This window comes from Spiroplasma endosymbiont of Andrena trimmerana, assembly GCF_964019575.1.
GTDB lineage: Bacteria > Bacillota_I > Bacilli_A > Mycoplasmatales > VBWQ01 > Spiroplasma_E.
Genome location: NZ_OZ026455.1, coordinates 358967 through 375811, shown reverse-complemented (window position 1 = coordinate 375811; position 16845 = coordinate 358967). Strand labels below are relative to the sequence as shown.

The 16845-nt window shown below is 24.5% G+C and carries 17 protein-coding genes, 9 tRNA genes and 1 other RNA gene; 25 read left to right on the top strand and 2 right to left on the bottom strand.

From position 1 onward, the window contains the following. Nucleotides 1-110: 110 nt before the first annotated feature. From AACL03_RS02250 to AACL03_RS02235, 4 genes are all read left to right on the top strand, one after another. Entirely contained in the window at nt 111-1370 is a 1260-nt protein-coding gene (locus AACL03_RS02250) for a hypothetical protein (RefSeq protein WP_339039050.1), read from the top strand. A gap of 170 nt (nt 1371-1540) precedes the next feature. Next, the gene (gene secG, locus AACL03_RS02245; RefSeq protein ID WP_174480339.1) at nt 1541-1804 is read left to right on the top strand and encodes a preprotein translocase subunit SecG; all 264 of its coding nucleotides are present in this window, start codon (nt 1541-1543) and stop codon (nt 1802-1804) included. A 106-nt stretch (nt 1805-1910) separates the two neighbouring features. Further along, complete coding sequence (gene rnr / locus AACL03_RS02240) at nt 1911-4187, top strand: ribonuclease R (protein WP_338958016.1); 2277 nt, start codon at nt 1911-1913, stop codon at nt 4185-4187. Next, on the top strand, nt 4160-4774 hold the full coding sequence (locus tag AACL03_RS02235) for a hypothetical protein (RefSeq protein WP_338958013.1): 615 nt from the start codon (nt 4160-4162) through the stop codon (nt 4772-4774). The genes rnr and AACL03_RS02235 overlap by 28 nt, the downstream gene beginning before the upstream one ends. Here AACL03_RS02235 and AACL03_RS02230 read toward each other — a convergent pair whose 3' ends face one another. Further along, nucleotides 4775-5167, bottom strand: coding sequence for a hypothetical protein (locus tag AACL03_RS02230; RefSeq protein ID WP_174480342.1), 393 nt, complete (start codon nt 5165-5167; stop codon nt 4775-4777). It abuts the gene before it with no gap. A 276-nt stretch (nt 5168-5443) separates the two neighbouring features. Here AACL03_RS02230 and smpB point away from each other — a divergent pair, with 276 nt between their 5' ends. The 18 genes from smpB to AACL03_RS02140 all read left to right on the top strand — a co-directional run bounded on the left by smpB (nt 5444) and on the right by AACL03_RS02140 (nt 12360). Continuing rightward, nucleotides 5444-5875, top strand: coding sequence for an SsrA-binding protein (gene smpB / locus AACL03_RS02225; protein WP_252320720.1), 432 nt, complete (start codon nt 5444-5446; stop codon nt 5873-5875). Between the two features lie 446 nt (nt 5876-6321). Next, nucleotides 6322-6651, top strand: a complete 330-nt coding sequence (locus AACL03_RS02220) for a hypothetical protein (protein ID WP_339039047.1) — start codon at nt 6322-6324, stop codon at nt 6649-6651. A gap of 103 nt (nt 6652-6754) precedes the next feature. Then, nucleotides 6755-7705: an IS30 family transposase gene (locus AACL03_RS02215; protein ID WP_339038665.1), complete on the top strand. Its 951-nt coding sequence runs from the start codon at nt 6755-6757 to the stop codon at nt 7703-7705. 137 nt (nt 7706-7842) lie between these two features. Further along, a complete protein-coding gene (locus tag AACL03_RS02210) occupies nt 7843-8286 on the top strand; it encodes a hypothetical protein (protein WP_338980421.1) in 444 nt (147 codons plus the stop codon). An 85-nt stretch (nt 8287-8371) separates the two neighbouring features. Continuing rightward, a complete protein-coding gene (locus tag AACL03_RS02205) occupies nt 8372-8515 on the top strand; it encodes an MspA/MspB/MIB-like signal-anchor domain-contatining protein (protein ID WP_286642118.1) in 144 nt (47 codons plus the stop codon). Nucleotides 8516-8739: 224 nt separating this feature from the next. Then, nucleotides 8740-9237: a BspA family leucine-rich repeat surface protein gene (locus tag AACL03_RS02200; protein WP_338957998.1), complete on the top strand. Its 498-nt coding sequence runs from the start codon at nt 8740-8742 to the stop codon at nt 9235-9237. A 96-nt stretch (nt 9238-9333) separates the two neighbouring features. Next, nucleotides 9334-9749, top strand: a transfer-messenger RNA (tmRNA) gene (ssrA, locus tag AACL03_RS02195). A 197-nt stretch (nt 9750-9946) separates the two neighbouring features. Continuing rightward, nucleotides 9947-10022 (top strand) — tRNA-Cys (locus tag AACL03_RS02190). A 107-nt stretch (nt 10023-10129) separates the two neighbouring features. Continuing rightward, nucleotides 10130-10206 (top strand) — tRNA-Arg (locus AACL03_RS02185). 1 nt (nt 10207) lies between these two features. Beyond that, nucleotides 10208-10284 (top strand) — tRNA-Pro (locus AACL03_RS02180). 11 nt (nt 10285-10295) lie between these two features. Continuing rightward, nucleotides 10296-10371, top strand: a tRNA-Ala gene (locus AACL03_RS02175). Between the two features lie 32 nt (nt 10372-10403). Then, a tRNA-Met gene (locus AACL03_RS02170) sits at nt 10404-10480 on the top strand. Nucleotides 10481-10487: 7 nt separating this feature from the next. Next, nucleotides 10488-10564: transfer RNA gene (locus AACL03_RS02165), tRNA-Ile, on the top strand. Between the two features lie 13 nt (nt 10565-10577). Next, nucleotides 10578-10667, top strand: a tRNA-Ser gene (locus AACL03_RS02160). 21 nt (nt 10668-10688) lie between these two features. Next, nucleotides 10689-10763, top strand: a tRNA-Met gene (locus tag AACL03_RS02155). 1 nt (nt 10764) lies between these two features. Continuing rightward, nucleotides 10765-10840, top strand: a tRNA-Asp gene (locus tag AACL03_RS02150). Nucleotides 10841-11072: 232 nt separating this feature from the next. Continuing rightward, nucleotides 11073-11594 carry a hypothetical protein gene (locus tag AACL03_RS02145; protein ID WP_339039044.1) on the top strand — a complete coding sequence of 174 codons (522 nt, stop codon included), beginning with the start codon at nt 11073-11075 and terminating at the stop codon, nt 11592-11594. Then, on the top strand, nt 11584-12360 hold the full coding sequence (locus AACL03_RS02140) for a hypothetical protein (RefSeq protein ID WP_339039042.1): 777 nt from the start codon (nt 11584-11586) through the stop codon (nt 12358-12360). Before AACL03_RS02145 ends, AACL03_RS02140 begins: the two co-directional genes overlap by 11 nt. A gap of 54 nt (nt 12361-12414) precedes the next feature. Here AACL03_RS02140 and AACL03_RS02135 read toward each other — a convergent pair whose 3' ends face one another. Then, nucleotides 12415-13365 carry an IS30 family transposase gene (locus tag AACL03_RS02135; protein ID WP_339039040.1) on the bottom strand — a complete coding sequence of 317 codons (951 nt, stop codon included), beginning with the start codon at nt 13363-13365 and terminating at the stop codon, nt 12415-12417. Between the two features lie 308 nt (nt 13366-13673). Here AACL03_RS02135 and AACL03_RS02130 point away from each other — a divergent pair, with 308 nt between their 5' ends. The 3 genes from AACL03_RS02130 to AACL03_RS02120 all read left to right on the top strand — a co-directional run bounded on the left by AACL03_RS02130 (nt 13674) and on the right by AACL03_RS02120 (nt 16629). Then, on the top strand, nt 13674-14285 hold the full coding sequence (locus tag AACL03_RS02130) for a hypothetical protein (RefSeq protein ID WP_338957994.1): 612 nt from the start codon (nt 13674-13676) through the stop codon (nt 14283-14285). A 22-nt stretch (nt 14286-14307) separates the two neighbouring features. Beyond that, the gene (locus AACL03_RS02125; RefSeq protein WP_339039039.1) at nt 14308-15933 is read left to right on the top strand and encodes a hypothetical protein; all 1626 of its coding nucleotides are present in this window, start codon (nt 14308-14310) and stop codon (nt 15931-15933) included. A 234-nt stretch (nt 15934-16167) separates the two neighbouring features. Next, nucleotides 16168-16629 carry a hypothetical protein gene (locus AACL03_RS02120; protein ID WP_338957920.1) on the top strand — a complete coding sequence of 154 codons (462 nt, stop codon included), beginning with the start codon at nt 16168-16170 and terminating at the stop codon, nt 16627-16629. Nucleotides 16630-16845 lie beyond the last annotated feature (216 nt).

Sequence of the window (16845 nt, the reverse complement as noted above, 5' to 3'; positions counted from 1 at the left end):
ATAGTGATTTAAATGTAACTTTTACTATTAATGAACAAAGCGTAAGATTATCGACTTTACTTAGAAATACTAATTTAGGACAAATTAGACGTAATGATCCGAGTACTATTATGGAAAGGTTATGAGAATTAAATCCTGATTTAGTTTTTCATTTCGACTTTGTGCCGGGTATAGATTTCTCTCCATTTTTAACTTCAACTACATTAATAATTCCGCTATCACATATGTTTCGTCCAAACAGTATAATATTTACAGAAAATTTGAATATTATTTATGATTGTGATTTTAGTGTTACTTTTACTACACTTGAAGATATATCAAATTATAAACCAAGTAATTTGCAGACCACTACAACAACAACCCCTTCACCTTCAGCAGGTGGAAGCGCTGTTTTGCCATCAACATCTGAACAATCTTTTAACATTGGAACTAGTTCTAGAAATAGAAATCAACACAGTAATCAAAGTACAGGCTCTAGAACAAATCAGAAACCAAAGTGTGATATTTTAAAAACACAAATTATTGATCAAAAATTATTAGATATTTATTACACCACATCTACAGAAAGTAAAAATAATGTAAGAAAAAAACTAACAGAAATTTATGGACAACATTTTACTGATGCTAGTTGAACACAATTTGAAAAAATTGTTGAATTGCATAAATATGGAATCGTTTTTATAAAACCTAATAAAAATGAATATTTATTAAAAGGTCTAGCCACTACCACAACTATGAGTATTCCACCTGCATATAAAGTTGTTAAATGAATAAGTTCTCCACAAGCTACAACAGTAGTTGAAACAGAAGAAGCAGTGCCTTTATTAGAGGTTGGTGAAGAAGGTGCGATTGCTATTGGCGAAGAGGTTGTTGAAGGTGGTGCATCTGTTATGATTGAAGGAGGGCCTATTGGATGAGTTGTGGGTGGAGTAATTATAGTTGGTGGAATAGCATATTTAGTGTATAATTGATCGCATGCTCATAATGCTGATATCAATTCCCATAATCAATATAATAAAATAGAAAAATATTACATACCTTTAGACAATAAAACTCCACAATATACAGAATCAAGTAAAATTAAATTAGGTATTAGTAATGATATGTGAATAAAATTAGCAGAAATTTATCAAGATAATAAAGATGACTATCAACTTTTTGAAAAAAAAATTTTAAGTGAAATTACTAAATTTCCACAATTGATAGGAACCTTAGCAAATAGTTTAAGTGATAGTAATTTAAAAACTTTGGTTAAAGTTATGTATAATAATTTTTCAGAAATAAACATTTTTTATATGATGACCAATCAACATGGATGAAAGATTGTAACAAATGCTGTTGGAAATTACTTAGAAATTGAACCAGAATAAAGTTAATAAATTTTCCTATAAAAGAATTATAAAACATAACATATTAGGCTTATTTCATAATTAAAATTTTAATTTTGGAATAAGTCATAATAATAATTATGAAAATTTTTTTATTTTTAGTAAAATTAAGTGTAAAATTAATAATATTATAAAGAAGTGGAAGTGACAAAATGAGTCAAAACATTATTTTTGCTTTTGAAATTATTGCCTTAATTATCGCTATATTATTAGTAATTTTAGGTTTATTACAAGGTAAAAAAAATCATAATGGACTTGGTGCTTTAAGTGGGGGTAATCAAGAATTATTTGCTAGTACTAAAGAACGTGGTTGAAGTAAGTTATTTTCTATTGCCACTTTAGTATTAGGTATATCGTTATTTACTATGGCAATAATAGTAAGAATTCTTATTAATACTATTGGAGTTATAAATTAATGATAATTATTTTATAAAAAGGCACACTAAAATGTGCCTTTTTATAAATTTTAAAAGATAGATTATAATTAATTATATAATTAGGATAAAGTTGGGATTGATTGAAATGAAGCAAGAGATTATTAATGAGTTACAAAATAGTATTACACCTTTATCAACGGTTGATTTAACAGTGAAACTTAATATTACTAATCATCATCAACAGCAAGAACTTATTGCTGATTTAGAAGAATTGAAAAATAGTGAAATTATTTTGGAAAATAAAGAACAACAATTTTATATGCTAAAAAATAATAATTTATTTATTGGTAAAATTCAAATTACTAAAAAAGGATTTGGATTTGTTAAATTATTAAATAGTGAAGAAGAATATTACGTTAATATAAAAAACATAAATAATGCGTTAAATAATGATGAAGTATTATGTAAGTTAGTAAAAATTAATAATCAGAATGATGAGGCTGTAGTATTAAAAATTATTAAACGTGATACTAATCTTCTTGTTGGTACTGTTATTGTTAATGCAGATACGAAAGTAAAAACATTATTAATTCAAAATGCAAAGTTACAACAGTATGAAGTTAATATTTTAAATCCTGATAAAGCGTTAGAAAATAATATTGTTGTTGCAAAAATTAAAAATTTTGAACAAAATATTTTTAATGTTACTATTACTAAAATATTGGGTAATATTAATGATCCTGGTGTTGATATTTTAGCTGTTATTTATGAAATTGGCATTAAAGCACAATTTGATGTTGAAACATTAGCAGCAACAGATAAGGTGCCAGTAACAGTTTTAGAATCAGATAAAATTGGTCGTATTGATTTGACTAAAGAGTTATTAGTTACAATTGATGGTAAAGATGCTAAAGATTTTGATGATGCTATTTGTGTTACTAAACTAGCTAATGGTAATTATCGTTTAATTGTAGCTATTGCTGATGTTAGTCATTATGTAACAGAAAATAGTCCTTTAGATGAAGAGGCATTTAATCGCGGTACATCTGTTTACTTAGCAGATCGTGTTATTCCTATGTTACCAACGCAGTTATCAAATGGTATTTGTTCTTTAAATGAACAAGTAGAACGTTTATGTATGGTTTGTGATATGGAAATTGATAAGAATGGTTTAACAGTAAAACATAAAATTTATCAGGCATTTATGAAATCAGCAAGAAGAATGAATTATGACGAAGTAAATGATGGATATAATGGTAAAAATCCAAATTTTATTAAAACACATCCACAAATTTGAGAAATGTTACTAAAAGCAAAAGAATTGCACCAAATTTTATGAAAGTTTAAACAAGATGCTGGAGTAATTGATTTTGAAATTAATGAAGCAAAAACAATTATTAATGACAATGGAGAAGTAACTGATATTATTTTAAGAACTCGTGATATCGCTGAAAAATTAATTGAAAGTTTTATGATTAGAGCTAATGAAGTAGTTGCTAAAACTGTATTTGATATGAAATTACCTTTTATTTATCGTGTTCATGAACATCCTCGTTCTAAAAAAATGCATCAAATGGTTACAATTCTGAAATTAATGGGCATTAAACTAAATCCAAAAATCACAAATATTAGTTCAAAAGATTTACAATTATTATTAAATTCTTTAAAACAATTACCAACATTTCAAGTTTTATCAACTTTATTATTAAGAAGTATGGAAAAAGCACAGTATACTAATAAATGTATTGGCCATTTTGGACTTGCTAGTGATTATTATACACATTTTACTTCGCCAATTAGACGTTATCCTGATTTAATAGTTCATCGTTTATTGCGCCAATATATAGTTAAAAGAGAAATAAATGCTAAAATAATTGAGAAATATCAAAGTTTTACTAATTGAGCTGCTGAGCAATCTAGTAATATGGAATTAAAAGCATTAGAGTGTGAACGAGCTGTAGATCAAATGAAAAAAGCAGAATACATGATGCAATTTATTGGTCATAAATTTGAAGGTATAATTTCTAGTGTAACTGGCTTTGGATTATTTGTTGAGTTAGATAATACAATTGAGGGTTTAATTAGAATTTCAGACATGACTGATGATTATTATATTTTTAATGAAAAAGCAATGATTTTGTTTGGTGAAAGAAAACGAAAACAGTATGCTCTTGGTCAAAAGGTCAGTGTTCTTGTTAAAAGTGCAAATAAAGTTGCTAGAACTATTGATTTTATTTTAGAAGAAAATGGTCAGCAAAATAAAAACCGTGATAAAAATAATAATAATCAATCATCAAAAATGTATAAAGCAAATAATTTTAAATATAGAAAAAAGATAAAACTAAATGGTAAAGTTAAAAAAAATAAAAGTGAAAAGAAAAATGGAGTAAAAAAATGAAAATACAAGGGCAAAAAAGATTAATTCAACAAAGCAATCTTAACATTGAATGCTATTATTATAATTATTTTAAATCGCCAGGCTTAAAACAATATCCGGATTTATTATGAGTTAATGAAGATTATAACTTAATTAAGCAAGTAAATATTGAACAAGATACTGTAATAAGATTAGCAACTAATTTATTTGAAGTTGGTCAAAAATTTAATTTGTTTGAAAATTTAGATTATTTTATTATGATGCCAAAAAAACCTACTTCAGTTAGTAGTTTAGAATTAGTAATAATTGAATTAGTTAAAATTATTAAAAAAAAATTAAATTATGAGATATTATTTATTAATAATATTTTCCAAGTTGATAACTACCGTAAATTTTGAGAAAATAAATTAAAAGTTAGCGAAAGACAAATGGAAATTACTAATAAAATTCATTTATTACCTAAATATATTAAATTTTTTAATAAAAAAAACATTATTATTATTGATGATATAGTTGCCTCAGGGATTTCTATTGCCCAAACTATTTTAGAAATTATCAATAATAACAATGATTTTAAAATTAAAGCTTTGTGTTATGGTTCAGTTTATAATTGAGAAGAAATTTATAAATAGTTAAAAGAGTTTCCTAATTTTTTTCTTTTTTTCTTCTAATGAGTCTGATTCAGATATATTATAAGAATCTTCAATATTATTTATAAATGCATAATTAATTTCAGCATTAATTTGATTTTTAGCAATAAGTTTTAAAATAAAATCAGCAGTATCTGCTTCTAAAGCAAATGTGTAAATTTCAAATTCATCTTCATTAATAATTTCCGTTTTCGTAGAAATTTTTAAAATATGATTTTGTTCATCAATAATAATTTTGCAAACCTCAAGTTTTTTACCAGTTAAAATCTTATAAATAATTACTTTATCATTATTATTTTTATCAAAACCCAAATCGCCTTGATAAAATTGACTATTTTTTACTGCTGTTGGTTTAGTATTTAACTCTCCTGCCATGTCCTTAGACTCCTTTCAGTTGTTTATTAATATATAAAATTAACAAAAACCCGTAAAACAAATATAAAATCTATTTCTTGGGTCGCTATACAACAAATATTAATTTTATGTTTAATTTTACATTAATCATTGCTAGAAAAACTATTGATTAATCTAACCTTCATTAAATTATAGCATGTTCTTAATAAAAAACAAATTTAAGTAAGTATTTCAGTATTTATGAAATTATTATTATATAATCTAATTATAAAGTTTATGAAAATAATGGTGGAAACAATGAAAATAATTGCAAAAAATAAAAAAGCGTACTTTAATTATGAATTATTAGAAAAATTAGAAGTGGGAATTGTTTTGACTGGTTCTGAAATTAAATCAATTCGTTTAGGTAATGTATCTTTACAGGATAGTTATGTAACTTTTAGTAATAATGAAGCTTATATTATTAATATGAACATTACTACTTATAAATTTACTACTAGTTATATACTTGATCCATTAAGAAAAAGAAAATTACTTTTAAATGCTCGTGAAATTAAAAAAATTCAACAAGAACAAAAGCAAAAAAACTTAACTGTTGTTCCAACAATGATATATTTAAATAGTAAAAGTAGAGCAAAGTTAGAAATAGCATTGGCTCGTGGTAAAAAAAATTATGATAAAAGAGAGACCATTAAAAATCGTGATGCAGTAAGACAAATCAAAAAATAATAATTTAATTAAGAAAGGAAAAAACTATGATAATATGATTACCTTTCTTAATAATCTTTTGTTTATTTACAAGTTTTTATTTATTTTTTCTTTTTAAGCAAAAGATAAATAAGTGGCAATGATTATTTATTAGTTATTATTTTTTTCTTTATCTTGGTATTAATAGTTTAAAAGCTATTAATAATTTTTTAGTTTTATCATTAACTAATTTAGTAACTGAAGCAATTAGTATTACAGTGATTATTTCGTTTACTGTAATTATTTTTGCTATACCAGCTACTTTTTTTACTGCAAAATTTAAAAAAAGAAAGTTGTATATTTGATGAATGCATAGTTGACTTTTGGTTACTTGCTGTTTAGTTTTAATTGTACCAAATTTTTGTTCTTTGATTTTGTTAAATATTGCGTTAGGAATGAGTACTGCATCATTGGGAGTTCATGAATTAATGTTCAATGAACAATATTTTGTAAAATCACATGCTTTTTTAACTTTTACTATACTTATTGTTCCGGGATTATTGGCAAGTTTAATTATTATACCAATTAATATGCTTACGCTTAATATTTCAACTATTACAATTTCAAAAATCAGTTATTTTATTATTGCTGCTTTGTGTTTTTTCATTTTGACTTTTTTCATGTCTTTTCTTTTGCGAGAAGATCCAAAAAATATGGGTATGCATGATGAAATAGTTTTAAAAAAAATTAAAACTTTTTCTCAATGAAAAATAATAATTTTAATTATCTTTGGATTAACTATTTATTTAATTTATTAGCTGAGTTATACTTGTAAGTGCAAGTAAATAAAATTGCAAAAAATTCTCATATAAAAATTTCATAATGCTAAATTTAGTTTAGAAAAAAGTAAGGAGTTTTTATATGAGTTATAAACATCTTGGCATAGATGAAAGAATTTATATTGAGAATCAATTGAAATTTAAATTTAAAATTAGTGAAATAGCTAAAAATCTTAATCGAAGTATTAGTACTATTATTCGAGAAATTAATAGAAATAAAGATAATAATCATTATTTTTCATTAATTGCACAAAATAAAGCTGAAAATCGAAAACAATCACATATTAGTTTTCATAAGTTTAAAAATAAGAATTTAGTAAAATATGTACAACAAAAATTACTATTAGGTTGATCACCTGAACAAATTTATGGCAGAATTAAAAATTTTCATAAAGAATGAGTTATTAGTTTTAAAACAATTTATACTTGAATTTATTTTGGAATGCTTGATAAAGTTACTAGTAAAAATTTAAGAAGAAAAGGTAAAAAACGAAAATCTAAAGAAAATCGTGGCAAGTTTAATGGTAAATCAATTAAAGAACGAGATATAAATGTTAATGATCGTATAACACTTGGTCATTGAGAAGGAGATACTATAGTATCATCACGAGGTAAAAGCAAATCATGTTTAATAACTTTAGTTGAAAGAGTATCACGATTTACTTTAGCAATATTAGTTAAAAACAGAACTACTAAAGTTATTAATAAAAATGTCAGTTATTATTTATCAATTCTTCCTAAAAACATTGTTAAAACTATTACTTTTGATCGTGGCAAAGAATTTTCAAATTGACAACAACTTGAAAAAAATTTAGATGTAAAAATTTATTTTGCCAATCCATATTCACCTTGACAAAGAGGTACTAATGAAAATACTAATGGTTTAATTAGAGAAAAATTTCCTAAAAAATTTATTTTTTCAAAAACTAATAAAAATGAAGTTCATAAATTTATATTGTCTTTAAATCAAAAACCGAGAAAAATACTAAATTATCTTTCACCAATCGAATATTTGGATAGAAAAATAATTTAGTTGCACTTACCTTTACAATTTAGCATTATTTAATGAATTCTCAATTTTTTAATTATAAAATAAGTAATATTGATCAAAGATGGCATGTTTATAAAACTTTATTTACTACTTTGCCACAAGTAATTGGTGTTTTTTTATTGGGATGATGATTATATTATTTTTTCAGTGCTAATATTGCTTTATATTTTGGTTTTGGAATCTATATAGTAAGTATTATGATTAGTTTAGTAACTATTAATATTTACGCAGTTTTGATTTCACAAATTTTATCCAATATTGCTTTTGGCATTTGCAGTTTTGTTATATATAGTTTGGTTTTAGATTGAAATTATCGACAATTAATGCCTATCACAGGAATTTATGCATCATGTATAGCTATTTTAACTTGTAGTGTTGATTTACTCGATAGTTTTATTAATTATAATTTAATTACTTTAAATAATGAAATAATGTTTTATATTGGTAATATTATTGCGTTATTAACTGTTATTAGTTTAATATTTATTACGTTATTTTCTTCAAATTATTGAGTGACAGAAAAGCATCATGTTTTAACAAATCACAATTGAAATAAAATTTAAGTATATTAAATACTTTACTACATAAAATTATATAAAATATGGTCATGCCATTATAAAAAAATAAGAATTTAAGAGAGGTTTTTTTATGTCTGAAAAAAGTAAAAAAAAGAAAATTATTACTGCAATTGTTGGTGGTACTACTTTAGTTGGTGGAGCCACTGCTGGTATTTTGTATACTTCTGATATAGAAGCAAAAAACGAGGAAGAAAATGAAAAAGAAAAAAAATAAAATCACAATCTAATCCAAAGATTTTATTACCTAAACCACCAAATTCAAATAGACAATCAAATCGTTATAAATATACAATAATACAACAACAAGATACAATTTACGTTGATAGTAATGGAGAAGAGCAAACAACTAGTAAAATAGACTTATCAGATATAAAAACTATTGAAATTGTTCAAATTGGATTTTATGAAAATAAAATTGGAGAAATTCAAGCTGTTAAAATGCCAAAAACAATTCAAAAAGTGCCAGATCAGTTACCATCAGAAATAACAAGTACAAAACAGATGTTTCAAAGTGCTTCATCATTTGATCAAGATATTTCGGGTTGAGATGTTTCAAATGTTACAGATATGAGTGATATGTTTGCATATGCAACTTCATTTAATCAGAATATTTCAGTTTGAAGAGTAGAAAAAGTAAAAATTATGAGAGGTATGTTTTTTAATGCACATGCTTTTGATCAAAATATTTCAAGTTGAAATGTAAATAAAGTGACAGATATGCATGGTATGTTTGCTGGTGCAAGAAAATTTAATCAAGATATTTCGGGTTGAGATGTTTCAAATGTAATAACTATGCATTCTATGTTTGCCGGTGCAATAACGTTTGATCAAAATTTATCACAATGAAATGTTTCAAAAGTAATAATTCATGATAATTTTGCCATTAATTCTTGAATTAGTAATAGCATTGATAAATTGCCAAATTTTAATTTTTAGATTTTATAATTTATGATGAAAGTTTGAAAGAATTATTAGTAATTTTTAAGAAAACCAAAAATTGCTTTATAGTAGAAAGTAATGTATAATATTAGCGGGGATGTTCTGGTTTCGACAGGAGTGAACAACTAATTGTGGCAGTGGTTTGGTAGACCATAATACTACGAGGTTTCATAACCGGAAAACAAACTAAAACCGTAGTACCTAACTGATTCACAACAAAGTTAAACAACTTTGGATTTGGTTTAGGAAATCAAGCAGTTTTACCTGCTTAATTACTTAAGAAGTAAATACTACCGTTACTAATAGCAAGTTTATCATTATTAGTAACGTATCATAGGATAAACTAGAAAAAATGATGTTAATAAATTTTTTCGAATTTCCATTAACTAGCTATTCATAATTTCGTATAATTTATTATTAAATAGTGATTTTTCTAAATTATACTAAACTGTAGATACAGTTAGTCAGTTAACTTTTGGACGCGGGTTCGATCCCCGCCATCTCCACCATAAATTAAATGCACAATTGTGCTTTTTTTATTATTTAATTTAATAATTAATTATAAATACCTTTATAAAATTTTAATTAGTGAAATAAATAATAAAAAAATATTTAAATATTTTATGAATAATATTGTAAAACAAGTTGCAAATAGTAACTAGTCTTGGTAATATTGAAAAGTCTTTAAATTTTTTTAATTATATTTGGAGCCGTGGCCAAGTGGTTTAAGGCATAAGTCTGCAAAACTTTGATCGTCGGTTCGAATCCGATCGGCTCCTCCAAAATATTAATAATATTTGCAAATATACTTGTAAATATTACTTTTAATAAGTTATAATTGATTAGGTTTAATGATTTAATGAGTTACTATAAATTTTAGTAATTAAATGCGCCTGTAGATCAATTGGATAGATCGTTTGACTACGGATCAAAAGGTTGTGGGTTCAAGTCCTGCCAGGCGCACCATCGGGATGTGGCTCAGCTTGGTAGAGCGCTCGGTTTGGGACCGAGAGGTCGCAGGTTCGAATCCTGTCTTCCCGACCATTATTAAATAAGGGCCCTTAGCTCATTTGGTAGAGCGCCTGCCTTGCACGCAGGAGGTGGTCGGTTCGATCCCGATAGGGTCCACCATTATATATCGGTTAAACATTTAAACTAAAACTGGCGAGGTAGCTCAGTTGATTAGAGCGTTCGGTTCATACCCGAGAGGCCATGGGTTTGAGTCCCATCCCCGCTACCATAGTCTAGGACCCTTAGCTTAGTTGGTTAAAGCTCCCGGCTCATAACCGGGCGAGCATTGGTTCGAATCCGATAGGGTCCACCATACTTAAATACTCGGAGGCTTACCCAAGTCCGGTTGAAGGGAACAGTCTTGAAAACTGTCAGTGCGCAAGTGCTCGAGGGTTCGAATCCCTCAGCCTCCTCCATTATTATTAAATTTTATACATCGCGGAGTGGGGAAGTGGTATCCCGTCGGGCTCATAATCCGAAGATCATTGGTTCAAATCCAGTCTCCGCAACCACGGTCTTGTGGTAAAGTGGTTAATACGCCTCCCTGTCACGGAGGAGATCGCGGGTTCGATCCCCGTCAAGACCGCCATTTAGAAAATAAAACATAAGCAGTATTAATTTAGAGAGTAAGTAAAAGGTCTTACTCTTTTTTTTATTGGTATAATGAATAATTATTTTACTCATTATGGAAGAAAGTTTTTGATTGATTAAGTAAATTAAGAATATTAAAATACACGTATAGTTTAAATAATAAATATAATTTTATTTAAATTTAACTATTATTAAATAATAGTTTTTAATTTTTAAAAAGGAGCGAAAATATGATAAATAATTTATTAATTTTTAATAACTCATCTTTAAGTATCGTAATTAGCAATAATGTTGAGACATTGATACCAGTGAATAATGCATTAACATTAGAAAATGGTATCAATGAACCAATTTTAAAAAATATATTATCATTAAATTTTTTATATAATATTGAAATGACTTCTAAAGAACAACTACAATTACTAACGGCAGAACAATTACAATTATTAACGCAAAAACACATTAAAATGTTTAATAAAAAACAAATTCAAGCATTTACAGAAGAACAAATACCACATTTCACAAAAGAACAAATTCAAGTATTTACTTTACAACAAGTTTCATGATTTACTAAAAAACAACTTGCAGCCTTTACACCGGCACAAGTTTTAAAGTTTAAGAATAAAAGAATCAAAAAAATAATTCAAAGAGAACAATTTCAAACATTTACATTAAAACCAATAAAAGTAACTTCATTAAGTTTAAATAGAAAAAAAACGTTCGACTCGTTCGAATTTACAAATGTATACTAGTCAGAAAATTAAATCATTAACAGAAAAGGAAATTTCAGAATTTACACCAGAACAAATTCAAGCATTAACACTAAAACAAATTCAATCATTCACAAACGAACAAATTCAAGCATTTAGTCCAAAACAAATTTTATGATTTGCACCATGACAGATTAGATTATTTACATCTGATCAAATTTCATGATTTAGACCAAGTCAGATTACAGATTTTACTAAACTACAAATTCAATCATTATCATTAGAACAAATACAAATATTCAGTCGTGCATACATTGATTCTTTTACATCTGATCAAATTTCATGATTTACACCAGAACAAATACCAAAATTTGAACGAGGACAAATTCAAGCATTTACTCCTGACCAAATTTCATGATTTAATCAAGAACAATTGGCAACATTTAAATTAGAGTCAGAGCAAGTTGAAAACAATAAATTAGTTTCAATGTCTTTTTGAATTTTACCTATTTTTTCTCTTTGTTTAGTTGGAGGTTTAATAGGTTTTATTTTAAAAAAAATTAGAACTAATTTTAAATCAAATAATAACTTAGAAAGAAATAATGCAAATAAATCACAAGAATTAATAAATATAAATAATGAAGAAGAAATATTAATTATGGATAATATTGAATTACAATCTGTATGTGATGAAAATGTAGAAAATCTAAATAATGAAGTTGATAAGTGAAAACAAATAATCTCAATAGATTTATCATATTCTCACTCAAAATTAGCAAGTGCAAATATTTCTGGATACTCCATATAATCGAAAAAATATTTAAACAATATTATATTAGCTAAATTGTAAAGGTAAGTGCAACTAAATTATTTTTCTATCCAAATATTCGATTGGTGAAAGATAATTTAGTATTTTTCTCGGTTTTTGATTTAAAGACAATATAAATTTATGAACTTCATTTTTATTAGTTTTTGAAAAAATAAATTTTTTAGGAAATTTTTCTCTAATTAAACCATTAGTATTTTCATTAGTACCTCTTTGTCAAGGTGAATATGGATTGGCAAAATAAATTTTTACATCTAAATTTTTTTCAAGTTGTTGTCAATTTGAAAATTCTTTGCCACGATCAAAAGTAATAGTTTTAACAATGTTTTTAGGAAGAATTGATAAATAATAACTGACATTTTTATTAATAACTTTAGTAGTTCTGTTTTTAACTAATATTGCTAAAGTAAATCGTGATACTCTTTCAATTAAAGTTATTAAACATGATTTGCTTTTACCTCGTGATGATACTATAGTATCTCCTTCTCAATGACCAAGTGTTATACGATCATTAACATTTATATCTCGTTCTTTAATTGATTTACCATTAAACTTGCCACGATTTTCTTTAGATTTTCGTTTTTTACCTTTTCTTCTTAAATTTTTACTAGTAACTTTATCAAGCATTCCAAAATAAATTCAAGTATAAATTGTTTTAAAACTAATAACTCATTCTTTATGAAAATTTTTAATTCTGCCATAAATTTGTTCAGGTGATCAACCTAATAGTAATTTTTGTTGTACATATTTTACTAAATTCTTATTTTTAAACTTATGAAAACTAATATGTGATTGTTTTCGATTTTCAGCTTTATTTTGTGCAATTAATGAAAAATAATGATTATTATCTTTATTTCTATTAATTTCTCGAATAATAGTACTAATACTTCGATTAAGATTTTTAGCTATTTCACTAATTTTAAATTTAAATTTCAATTGATTCTCAATATAAATTCTTTCATCTATGCCAAGATGTTTATAACTCATATAAAAACTCCTTACTTTTTTCTAAACTAAATTTAGCATTATGAAATTTTTATATGAGAATTTTTTGCAATTTTATTTACTTGCACTTACAAGTATAACTCAGCATTATTAAAATAAACAATAATTATTGAAAATTATTGTTTATTTTTCATATTACTTGTAGTTAAAAATAGATATTATTAATTATGTTTGTATTTATTTTAAAATAATAATTTGATTATTTTATATATTTAAAATTCGGATATAAGTTAACTATATAGTTTTTAAATAAAATGCATTATAATTATTTTATAGGATGGGTGAAAGATATGGATAAATCATTAGATAAACAATTTTTAACTACAAGTAATCTTATTGGTCAAAAAGAGTTAAAGAAATTAAAGGAAACTCCTTTACCTTCATTATTAGATTTAAATTTAACAAGAGTTTACTTTACTAGTCTTGGTGATGGTTTTTCGCGAATATTTATTTTAACTATTCAAATTTTTTGAATTGGCTTGATTTTTTTTAATGGCATTGGTTTTGGTCAATTGGTTGCTAATCTTCCTGGTATACCATCAGCACCAGTTTTTCAAAGTGCAATATTAAAAGTAGTAGCAATGTTAGTTACTGTTTTATTTGCTTTTATAATTTTAATTATGATTTTACCCGTTTTTTTATCTAAAACTATTAGAGGTATTGGTTTAAGTTGTTTATTTTTTTTAATATTTGGTTCTATTGTTAATTTAATAATTATTGGTATTAGTTTTTTTATGTTTTCTTATAGTGACAGTCCTTATCGAATCACAGTATTGATTTTCGCGGTTATAGCACTCTTATTATGATGAATTGCTATTTTGCATTGATGATTAAATACTATTGAAAATAAAAAATATTTAATTAAAAGTATTATTAAAATGTATGAATTAAGTTTTAGATAATGGAAATTTAGGTGAATAATATATGGCTAAAAAGAAAGATAATGATGATTGAAGAAAACTAAATAATATTACTAAATACGTTACTGGTAAAGTAGAACCAGTAAAAGTAAAAAAAACTTTTCTGACAATAACTATTTCTTTAATTATGATAATTTGTTTAGCAATTAGCACTTTTTTTATTGCTCTTGCTATGCAGAGTGCTTTTAATATTGGTGATTTTAAACAAAATATTCCAGAAGAATCAATTATTGTTGATATGAATGATGTTCCAATTGATAGTAGTAATAAAAATTTACGTTTGCCATTTTTTGAAGAAGAATCAAAAAAACAAGTTTTTGATTTATTAATAAAAGAATCTTGATGAGATAGTTTTTTTCCAACTAATATTACTAATTATGATTTCACTTTTTATAAACCCAATAGTAATGATGAATTAGATAAGAGTTTAATTAAAACTGATGGTGTTACTAAATTTGATTTAAAATTAAAGTTACAATCTTCATTTATTGAATTTAAAATACCAGTAATTGCATTAATTAAAAATACTGCTAAATTTTATGAAAAATTTATGATGTTTAATCAATTTGAAGGAAAATTTAGTAAACATGTTTCAGGAAAATTTCCAAATGGTAGTGATTATTTGCAAGAACAATGAACACATGGTTATTTACCAACTAATTTTTATTATGCGGATAAAATTGATAATACTGTTATTTATAAAACAATCGAAGATGAAATTAATAAATTTATTAATGATTATAAAGAAGAATTTGCTAGTGATACTCATCTTTATCCAATAATATCAACAATTCCTTTAGCAGATATTGATTTTAATGATGTAGCTACTATTAAACCATATTTCGAACTAGTTCATAATCCCGAATTAAATTATGTTGGTAATGCTGTGAATAGTTCCAAAGAATATGTTAATCTTTATTCATATTCTTCAAATTTTCCATTAAAACCTTTTTATATAACATATGTTTCTAATCCAAATGTTGTTTATGATTTCATTGATTTAAAACCAACAAGTATTGAAGAGGTTATTGATTATCTTAAAGTTAATCCTATTGATTTTGTTCCTTTTAGTATGGTACAAGAAGCAGTAGATAGTGATGAATCATTAATAAAATATAGTCCTCCACATATATTATTGACTAGTGATAATAGTGGTAATCATTTTAAATATAAGGAATTGAGTTATTATTTTGGCTTTTCAAATTCAATAAATAATAGTATTGAAAATATTAATGTTAATGATTATATTAATATTGGTGATTTAGAAACTTTTTTAGAAAATAAATATTGACAAGAAATGTATCAATTTGCAAAAAATAATTCTACTTTTTTCTTATTAGATTATCCTGATTCGACGGTTGATCCAAATATTAATTGAAATTTTGTTATTAAATCACTTGCTACTTTTAAAGGATATTTTGTTAAAGCTTTAAAGGTGCAAATTAATGAGTTAAGTGCTTTTACTTTTTTAGATATTGATGGTAATAATTTATCATTAAAGGCAACTGATATTATTAAGACTAATGATATTAAAAAAATTAGATTTCATATTGGAAAAGATTTGATAAGCAGTGACTATGTTCCCAAGCCCCATAGTTTTAATTTTACTTTAAAAGTAAAGTGAATTTAAATACTTAAAAATAAGTATTGATTTTATGAAAATGGGTTAAATTTTGATAACTATAATTTAATATTCATACTACTTATATAAAATAGTTTTAATTATATAGGTTATTAATTGTAAAATTAATATAAATTTGTTATTATTCTTGTGTATAAAAAATATAAATAATATAGTAGTTTTTAACCCATTGTTTGTTGAGATAAAAGCAAATGGGTTTTTATTTTGAAAGGAAAATTATAAATGATATTGCAAAAATATAAAAAATTAAAATTAGTAACCTTATTTTTATTTATTTTAACTATTTTAATTATGGTAATTGGTTTAATGTTAATTGGTTTTTCTAATTTTAATAAAAGTTTTTTTGAACATCTTAAATTATATAAAGAAAAAAGACTTATTATAGAAATAACAATAGAAATAACAAATGGATTTAGTTTATTAAATTATATGAGTGTAAATTATATTTTAAATCATTCTGCAGAAAATATATGTTCATCAGTAGTTCATAATTATGATGGTTATTATGATTGAGTTCAATTACAAATTGGAGTTATTTTTTGTATAATTTTAACTCCAATTTTTGGATTTTTTACTATTGCATTAACTTTTTTAATTATTGGTTTAAAAGTAAAAATAAAAAATAATAATTTTTGAGATGCAATCCAAAAATGTGAAATAATTAACAGTTATTATGTTCATTAGGTATTTTGTTTTTAAAATATATTAAGTATTATTTTTAGTGAATCAACAAAATGTTTTATTTTATATAATGATTTATAATGATTTATAATTTCTTATTTATTTAAAAAATATTTTTAATAATTATTTAAATTTGGATGGTCAAAGTTAAATCATTATTTTTTTGTTTTTAATTTTGCCATATTATATTTTAAAAAAATAAATTTAAATTTGATAATT